The sequence below is a fragment of the uncultured Hymenobacter sp. genome (genome assembly GCF_964243305.1).
Taxonomy (GTDB): Bacteria; Bacteroidota; Bacteroidia; order Cytophagales; family Hymenobacteraceae; genus Hymenobacter.
The window spans coordinates 1-7728 of sequence record NZ_CAXTEF010000068.1; the positions used below are offsets into that span (position 1 = coordinate 1).

At 63.7% G+C, this 7728-nt stretch carries 4 protein-coding genes and 1 pseudogene; 2 read left to right on the top strand and 3 right to left on the bottom strand.

Annotated elements, in window-relative coordinates; translation table 11 throughout:
* Positions 1–491, bottom strand: a pseudogene (locus ACFE70_RS19805) (4Fe-4S ferredoxin); the annotation flags it as partial.
* A gap of 101 nt (positions 492–592) precedes the next feature.
* Positions 593–1891: an NAD(P)/FAD-dependent oxidoreductase gene (locus ACFE70_RS19810; protein ID WP_375419516.1), complete on the bottom strand. Its 1299-nt coding sequence runs from the start codon at positions 1889–1891 to the stop codon at positions 593–595.
* Positions 1892–2071: 180 nt separating this feature from the next.
* On the opposite strand from ACFE70_RS19810, the gene ACFE70_RS19815 reads away from it, so the two are divergent.
* Positions 2072–3235 carry a hypothetical protein gene (locus tag ACFE70_RS19815; RefSeq protein ID WP_375419517.1) on the top strand — a complete coding sequence of 388 codons (1164 nt, stop codon included), beginning with the start codon at positions 2072–2074 and terminating at the stop codon, positions 3233–3235.
* A gap of 118 nt (positions 3236–3353) precedes the next feature.
* Here the strand turns inward: ACFE70_RS19815 and ACFE70_RS19820 are convergent, their stop codons facing one another.
* On the bottom strand, positions 3354–6341 hold the full coding sequence (locus ACFE70_RS19820; protein ID WP_375419518.1) for a TonB-dependent receptor: 2988 nt from the start codon (positions 6339–6341) through the stop codon (positions 3354–3356).
* A gap of 250 nt (positions 6342–6591) precedes the next feature.
* Between ACFE70_RS19820 and ACFE70_RS19825 the strand changes: the two genes are divergently transcribed.
* Positions 6592–7401: a DUF547 domain-containing protein gene (locus ACFE70_RS19825; RefSeq protein ID WP_375419519.1), complete on the top strand. Its 810-nt coding sequence runs from the start codon at positions 6592–6594 to the stop codon at positions 7399–7401.
* The last annotated feature ends 327 nt before the right edge of the window (positions 7402–7728 follow it).

Consider the following 7728-nt stretch of genomic DNA (forward strand, 5'->3'; position numbering starts at 1 on the left):
CCGCCCATCACGAGCACGGCCAGCGTGTAGAAGGTGCCGTAGAGAAACCACTGGTCGGCCGCGCGGTGGCGCAGCACCTGGCTGAAGGGGTCGAGGGCGTGAATCAGGTTGTTGAGCACCCCGTAATTGCCGGCCCTATTGGGGCTGCTGAACCAGTAGAGCACCACGTAGAACCCCGTGAAGACCAGTCCGGTAACCCAGGCCACGGCGCCGCGGCTGGTGCTCGCGCGGTGCCAGAGGTTGTTCTGGTGCACGCCGGCCGGCCGGCGCCCGAATTTATACCAGCTCCAGGCCAGCGTGCCGGCGCTGGTCAGGGCCAGGGCCAGGTAGAACAGCCCCCGCGCCCGCGCCGGCTGGGCATCGGCGGCGGCCAGCAGCAGCGCGAGCAGGCCCGCGGCTACTACGGCGAGCAGGCTTTTCTCAGTGGCGCCGGCATCGGGCGCGGCTGGGCTTAGGGCCAGGGAGGGGGGGGTAGGGATAGTAGGCAGCATAGTAGTAGGGTGCGGGGCTGGCCCCCGCCCGGCACGAGAACGACAAGCGTCGGGGTAGTGATTGAACGGCGCGAACGGCGGGCGGGGACAAGCCCCGCACCCTACCGCGCCAGCGGCTGCGGGCGCCGCTCCTGAAACTGCCGGCGAATATCCTTTTCGTGGCGCCGGAAAAACTCGGGGTCGAAGTTGGCTTGGCCCAGGTTTTTCAACACGGAGGAAATGGAAGCTCCCTCGCGCAGCCACCGCTCCCAGACGTCGTGGCGCTGGCGCAAACCCAGCGCGTTCATGCCCGTTACGGCCTGCGGGCCGTCCTGGCGATAGTTGATGCGCAGCAGGTGGCGCCCGCCGGGGTGCTGCCAGACGAAGCTTGCCTCGCCCTCGGGCGTCTGGGCCGGCACGCGGCCGTAGGTCTGGTATTCGAGGTTGAAGAACTTGGCCGAGTTGAACCAGACGCCGCGCCGGTAGGGGGTAGGGCGCCCGGCGATGGTGTGGCCCACGCACTGGCCCTGGAGCCGGCCCGTGTACCAGAGCTGTTCGAGGTCGGTTTCGCCGGGGCCGGGCTGGCGGTGCTGGGCGCAGTCGCCGGCCGCAAACACGTTGGGCGCGCTGGTTTGCAGCAGCTCATCGACCAGGATGCCGCGCCCAGTTTCGAGGCCGCCGGCCTGGGCCAGCGCCAGGTTAGGCACCACGCCGATGGCCAGGCCGACCCACTCGGCGGGCAGCTCGTCGCCGGCTGTGGTGCGCACGGCGCGCACGCAGCCGTCAGGGCCGGCGAGCAGCTCGGCCAGCTCGGTGTGGTGGCGCAAGTCGATATGATGCTCGGCAATCTGCTTTTCGACCAGTGCGGCCTCTTCGGCGGGCAGGATGCCGGCCCAGTAGCGGCCCTCGCGCACGAGCTGGGTGACGTGGATGCCGCGCATGTGCAGCATTTCGGCCAGCTCGATGCCGATGAGGCCGCCGCCCACCACCACGGCGCGGCGGATGCCCTGCGTGTCGCGCGTCATCTGCTCCAGGTCGGGCAGGCCGTAGAGGCCCTGCACGCCGCGCAGGTGCTGGCCGGGCCAGTCGGCCAGCCGGGGCCGGGAGCCGGTGGCCAGCAGCAGGCGGTCGTAGGCCAGGGTCTGGCCGTTGTCAAGGGTTATTTCCTGCCGGGCAGTATCGAGGCCAGTGGCCTGGGCTTGAATGAGTTCCAGCCGGTTTTCCGCCCAGTACCAGTCTTCGTGGGGCTTGGTGTGCTCGTAGCGCAGGTGGCCCATGAAGATGTACATCAGGGCCGTGCGCGAGTAGTGGTGGGCGCTTTCGCTGGAAATAATCGTGATGCGGGCCGCCGCGTCGAGCTGCCGCACGGCCTGCGCGCAGCTCACGCCCGTGACGCCGTTGCCGATAATGACGAGATGCATAGATACAGATAAGCGGCCGAAGCAGCCGGCCGGGGTAGGAGGCTGTCCCACAGTAGGCCCGGCCCGGTGCAACCCAATCAAGCCCCAAGCTACGTAGAAAAGGCGGGCCCGGACCGCTACCTTGCGCCCCGCCGGGGAGGGTCAAGCCCCACCCTGGGCCGCCCCAACCCGCTATCATCCATGCAGATTCAGGAAGTAGTAACCCCGGCCCAGGGCCGGGAATTTATCGAGTTTCCCGTCCGCCTCTACGCCGCTGACCCCAGCTACGTGCGCCCGCTCGACAAGGACATTGAAACTGTTTTCGACCCGGCTAAGAACAAGTACTTCCGCCACGGCGACCTCTGCCGCTGGCTCTTGCTGGATGAGCAGGAGCAGACCATCGGCCGAATTGCCGCCTTTATCAATGAGCGCACGGCCCGCACGTTTGCCCAGCCCACGGGGGGGGTAGGCTTTTTCGAGTGTACGGAGAGCCAACCGGCGGCCACCCAGCTGCTGGACACGGCCCGCGCTTGGCTGCAAGGCCGGGGGATGGCGGCGATGGACGGCCCCATCAACTTCGGCGACCGCGACCAGTGGTGGGGCTTGCTGATTGACAACTTCGGCCCCCCGCTCTACGGCCAGACCTACAACCCGCCCTACTACCGGCGCCTGCTCGAAACCTACGGCTTCCAGCTCTACTTCAACCAGTTTACCTATTTCCGCAAGGTCGTCATCCCGCTCACGCCCGACTACCTGGAAAAGGCGGCCGTGCTCCACGACCCCGACTACCACTTCGAGCACCTGCGCGTGAAAAACCTACCCAAGTATGCCGAGGACTTCCGGCAGGTATATAATAAAGCTTGGGTGAAGCACGATGGCGTGAAGGAAATGACGCCCGAGCAGGCCACCGGCATCATGCGTAAGCTGCGCCCTATCATCGACGAAAAGGTGTGCTGGTTTGCCTACTACCAGGGCGAGCCAGTGGGCTTTTTCATCTCCCTGCCCGAGTTGAACGAGCTGTTCAGGTACGTGAATGGCCGGCTTGACCTGCTGGGCAAGGCTAAATTCGCCTGGCACCGCTGGCGCGGGGCGGTGCGCACGCTCACCGGCATTGCTTTCGGCATCGTGCCGGCTCATCAGGGGCGGAATCTGGAGATGGCCTTCGTGCTGGCCATCTCCAAGATGGTGCAGGATACGCGCAAGGTGCATTATGAGGACTTCGTAATGAACTGGATTGGCGACTTCAACCCCAAGATGATGCGCGTGGCCGAGGCCGTCGGCGGCCACATCTGGCGCACGCACGGCACGTTCCGGTATCTGTTTGATAGAAGCAAGCCGTTTGAGCGAGCGCCCGTGATAGAGTAGGGGGGTAGGGAGGGAAGAGTTAAAAGTTGAGCGTTAAAGGGTAAAATCCCTACCCCCCTCATTCGGCTTCAAGCCAAGCGAGGGGGGTAGGGATTTTGCCTTTTACCTCTTAATTCCTTTAAAACGAATACCCCACGCTGGCCGTGATGTTGCGCGGCAGAATGGGCCGCACCAGGTTCACGGCGCTCTGCGCGGGCGTGCGGCCGGTGGCCGCGTTCACGGTTTGGTTGTCGACGAAGGCCTGGCTGGTGGCGGCGCTGTTCTCGCCGTTGCGGGCCGCCGCGTCGCCGAAGCCGAGGACGTTGAGCAGGTTGGAGCCCTGCACCGAGAGGCGCACGCCCTTCAGGCTGCCGGCGAAGTTGTAGCCCAGCCCACCGAAGAGCACGCCGTAATCCGGGAGCAGAATGGTGTTGCGGCGGTTGGCGTACCGGTCGCCGAAGTAGCGGTAGTTGCTGAACACGTCGAAGCCCTTGACGCTGTACTCAAACCCGGCTTCGAGCAGGATGTCAGGCGTGTCTTCGAGGCGGTTGCCGGCGATGCTCACGAGCTTGTCGGTTTCGTCAACCTGCTGAAACTTGACCACCCGCGGCGCCTGCACCGTGGCGATGCCGCGCAGCACGAGGCCGCGGGCGGGCTGCACCGTGATTTCGGCTTCGAGGCCGGCGCTGCGCACCGTGCCGCGCTGCTGCGTGAGGGTGAAGCCACCGCCCGCGCTCACCTGCTGCACCGTGAACGGGATGTCGGAGTTGCGCGAGTAGAAGAACGTAAGGCCCAGGCCGAGGCGGCCGGGGTTGGCCTTCACGCCCACTTCGGCCTGCTGCACCCGCTGGATGGCGCCGCGCCGCGTCGAATTGCCGGTCGGGTCGCCGGGCTCCTGGCCGAAGGCCCACTGGTCGTTGGTCGGGGCCACGCCGGCGTTGGAGTAGCGCCCGTACAGGGCCGTGGTTTCATCCAGCTTGTAGTTGAGGCCCAGCGAGCCGTTCACGGTCTGAAACAGGTAGTCCCAGCGGCGGAAGTCGCCGGTGGTTTGCAAGTAATTGTTGTCGAACTGCGTGAGGTAGTTGCCGTCGAGGCCGCCGTTCTGGTACACCGGGTTGGTGGCGCGGGTGGCTGTGAAGTTGAAATTGTAATTCTGGTCGAGGTTGCGCGCAATGGCCGACTTTTCCGCCCGCCCAAACGAGTGGCTGTTCTCGAAGCGCAGCCCGGCGTCGAGGCGCAGGCGCTCGGAAATCGTCCACTCATCGCCCAGGAAAAAGCTGTTAATCTGGGTGGTGTTGCTCGTGTTGGCCAGCACGCCGCCGGCCGTGCCGAACGAGTACGCCAGAAAGCCGTTTTCGGTGGCCTGAATGGGCTGCCCGCCGAAAAAGCCCGGCGCCGTCAGAATGGTCAGGTTGAGCAGGCGCGGGCGGTCGGCTACTTCCTGCACAATCTGGTTGTAGCTCAGCCGCTCCTTGATGGTGTAGCGCGAGGCGTACCAGCCGCCGGTGAGCTGGTGGCCGCCCACGGTCTTGCTGATTTGCAGGCGGTTGATAGCGTTGGTGGCGGGCTTGTCGTCGGGGAAAATGCCGGCCACGTTCACCAGCCCGTTGCCATTAAAGTTGAAGTTACCGCCGGTCGGCGTGATGGCGCGGGTAGTGGCGTTGTAGGCACCGCTGGCTACGAGCGAGTTATCATCGGCGTAGCGCAGCTCAAAGCCATTGGCGCCGAGCGGCCCGAAGCCGCTCAGGTACGACTGCGCCAGGCCTACGCCCGAGAAGGGAGGTAGCAAATCGTACACGCCGTCGGTGCTGAGGTTGGCGTCGAGCACGCGGGCATTATCGGTGAGGGTAAAGCCGTGGCCCAGGTCAAAAAACACCTCCGAACTGACCGACTTGTAGCGCGAGTGCTGCCCGTCGGCCAAATCGCGGGTCAGCGTGCCCTGCCCATTGTTGAATGGATTTGGGATGGACGTGAAGCGGTTGTACTCCGACATCACTGTGCCGCGCCGCAGGTCCGGCCCGCCCGGAATGCGCTCCGGGTCGTTCAGGTTCTGGTACGGGATGCTGGTCAGATACGCCACCCGGTCGTTCAGGTACTTGCCGTAGACGCGCACGTAGCCGTTTTTGAGGGTGTAGGTCACGTTGGCTTTCACCTGCCCGCCGCGGTTGAGCGGGAAGCCGGGGTAGCGCGTGCCCTCGTCGTAGCGGTAGAAGCCGCCGATGTTGAAGCGCAGCGGCGTGCCCTTAATGGGGCCGCCCACATTGGCATCGACGCGCTGCATCCCGAAGAGGCGCGAGGCACCCGTGCGGTCGGAATAAAAGCCCTGGTCGCCGCCGGTGAGCTTGAGCGTGCCGCCAATGCGCGGGCCGGCGCCGGTCTTGCTCAGAAAGTTAATCAGCCCGCCCGGCGCGTTGTTGGCCAGCACCGCCGCCGAGCCGCCGCGCACCACTTCCAGCCGGTTCAGCGTCTCATCGACGCGGTGATGAATGTCGCTTTTGGCGAAGGTCAGCGAGCCGACTTCGAGCAGCGGCAGTCCATCTTCGAGCAATTGTAAAAAGCCAAAACCAGCTTCGGCATTGGAAGGTAAGCCTCTGACCGATATGGAGTTGGCCGCCTCGCCGCCGTCCGAGTTCACCCGGAAGCCGGGCACGGCCATGAGCAAATCGGCGGTGCCGCGCGAGACGCGGGTTTGAATCTGGCGGGCGTCGAGCGTGGTGACGGCCGTCGAGCTTTCGAGCTTGCTCTGCGGGTTGAACGTGCCCGTCACGACCACATCGCTCATCAGCAGCGCGTCGGGCGCGAGCGTAGCGGCTACGACGGCCGCCTGCGTACTCGACACCTGCACGGTCTGGGTGGCGGTGCGAAAGCCTACGAACGAGGTCGTGACGGTGTACGTGCCGGCGGGCACATTCGGCAACTCAAACTGGCCCTCCGCGTTGGTGACGGTGTTCAGGCCCGAAGGTTGGAGCACCACGGTGGCGCCCACCAGCGGCTGGCCGCGGTCGTCCTTAATCTGGCCGCTGACGCGGCCGGCGTCGGCGGTTTGGGCCTGGGCGGGGCCGGCACTGGCGCAGACCACGGCCACGGCCGGCAGCAGGCGCCCCAAGAGAGTAGCGTTTGGCAACATAAAAGGAAGGATAAAAGAAAACGAAGAAAGAATAGGAGTTTTACGGATTGAGTTGGCCGCGCAAAACTACGGCCCCCGCTGCGGCCCGGATTGTAAAAAAGCGAAATAGCGGGCCCGTGGGCCTGCCCTGCCCAGTGGAGCCGCACGTCATCCAAACTTATACCTCGTGCGTAGGTTTGTGCCGCGTCTGGATTTAGACGTTTTCCGGCGGACTTATCGCCGGGCCCCGCTTCCCTACCCCCCTCCTTTTATGAACCCGCGCTCCCTCATTGCTTCCCGGCTGGCCGTGCTGGCTATGCTGCTGCTAGCCTGGCCGCTGATGGGCAGCTGCCAGTACCTGCGCTATCTGAAAGAGCTAAACCCCACCATGCCCGGCACCAGGCCCATCAGCCACGCCAGCTTCGATGCCCTGCTTAAGAAGCACGTCGATGAGCGCGGCATGGTCAACTACCGCGGCTTCCTGGCCGATTCGAGCCAGCTCAGCGCCTACTGCGCCAGCATCAGCAACACGCTGCCCAATGACCAGAACTGGAGCAAGGACGAGCAGCTGGCCTACTGGATTAACGCCTACAATGCCTTCACCATTCAGCGGGTGCTGCGCGGCTACCCGGTCAAGAGCATCCGCCAGCTCGGCGGCGACAAGACGCTGGTCAATACCGTCTGGGACCAGCGCTTTATCCGCTTGAATAAAGAAAAGGTTTGCCTCAACGACCTGGAGCAGCGCCTGATTCGCAAGCGGTTTAATGAGTACCGCATTCACTTCGCGCTGGTGTGCGCGGCCGTCTCGTGCCCCAAGCTGCGCCGCGAGGCCTACGTGGGCGCCCGCCTCAGTGCCCAGCTCGAAGACCAGTCGCGCGACTTTATGAATGACCCGGCCAAGAACAAGCTCAGCCCGCCCAACGCCCCGCAGGTATCAGAAATCTTTAACTTCTACCCCGGCGACTTCAAAAAAGACGGCAACTCGATTCAGAAGACGATTAATAAGTACGCCAACCAAAAGGTCAGCCCCGAAGCTAAGCTGGCTTATCTGCCCTACAACTGGGCCCTGAACGAGCAGTAAGCAATACCATTGGCTTAAATGAAAGAAGGAACGACCAAGCGGTCGTTCCTTCTTTCATTTAAGCCAATGGTGTACAAGCACTGCCAAATCGTTAAATCATTTTGTAACTAACATTGAAGTGAACTGGGCAGATATAGCATGCAACCCGTCTTACTGTTTGAACACGTAGAGATCAACTCCTGGTTGATATTGCTCTGGTACCTCTACTCCATTGAACTTGACTTGGCGGTAGACATACAAGCTACCCGCCGCGTTGGCTTGCTTAAGTCTCTCTGTACGCTTCCCCGTTCGGCAAGCCAGTGGTTAGTAGAGGTTAAGCCGCTTGTT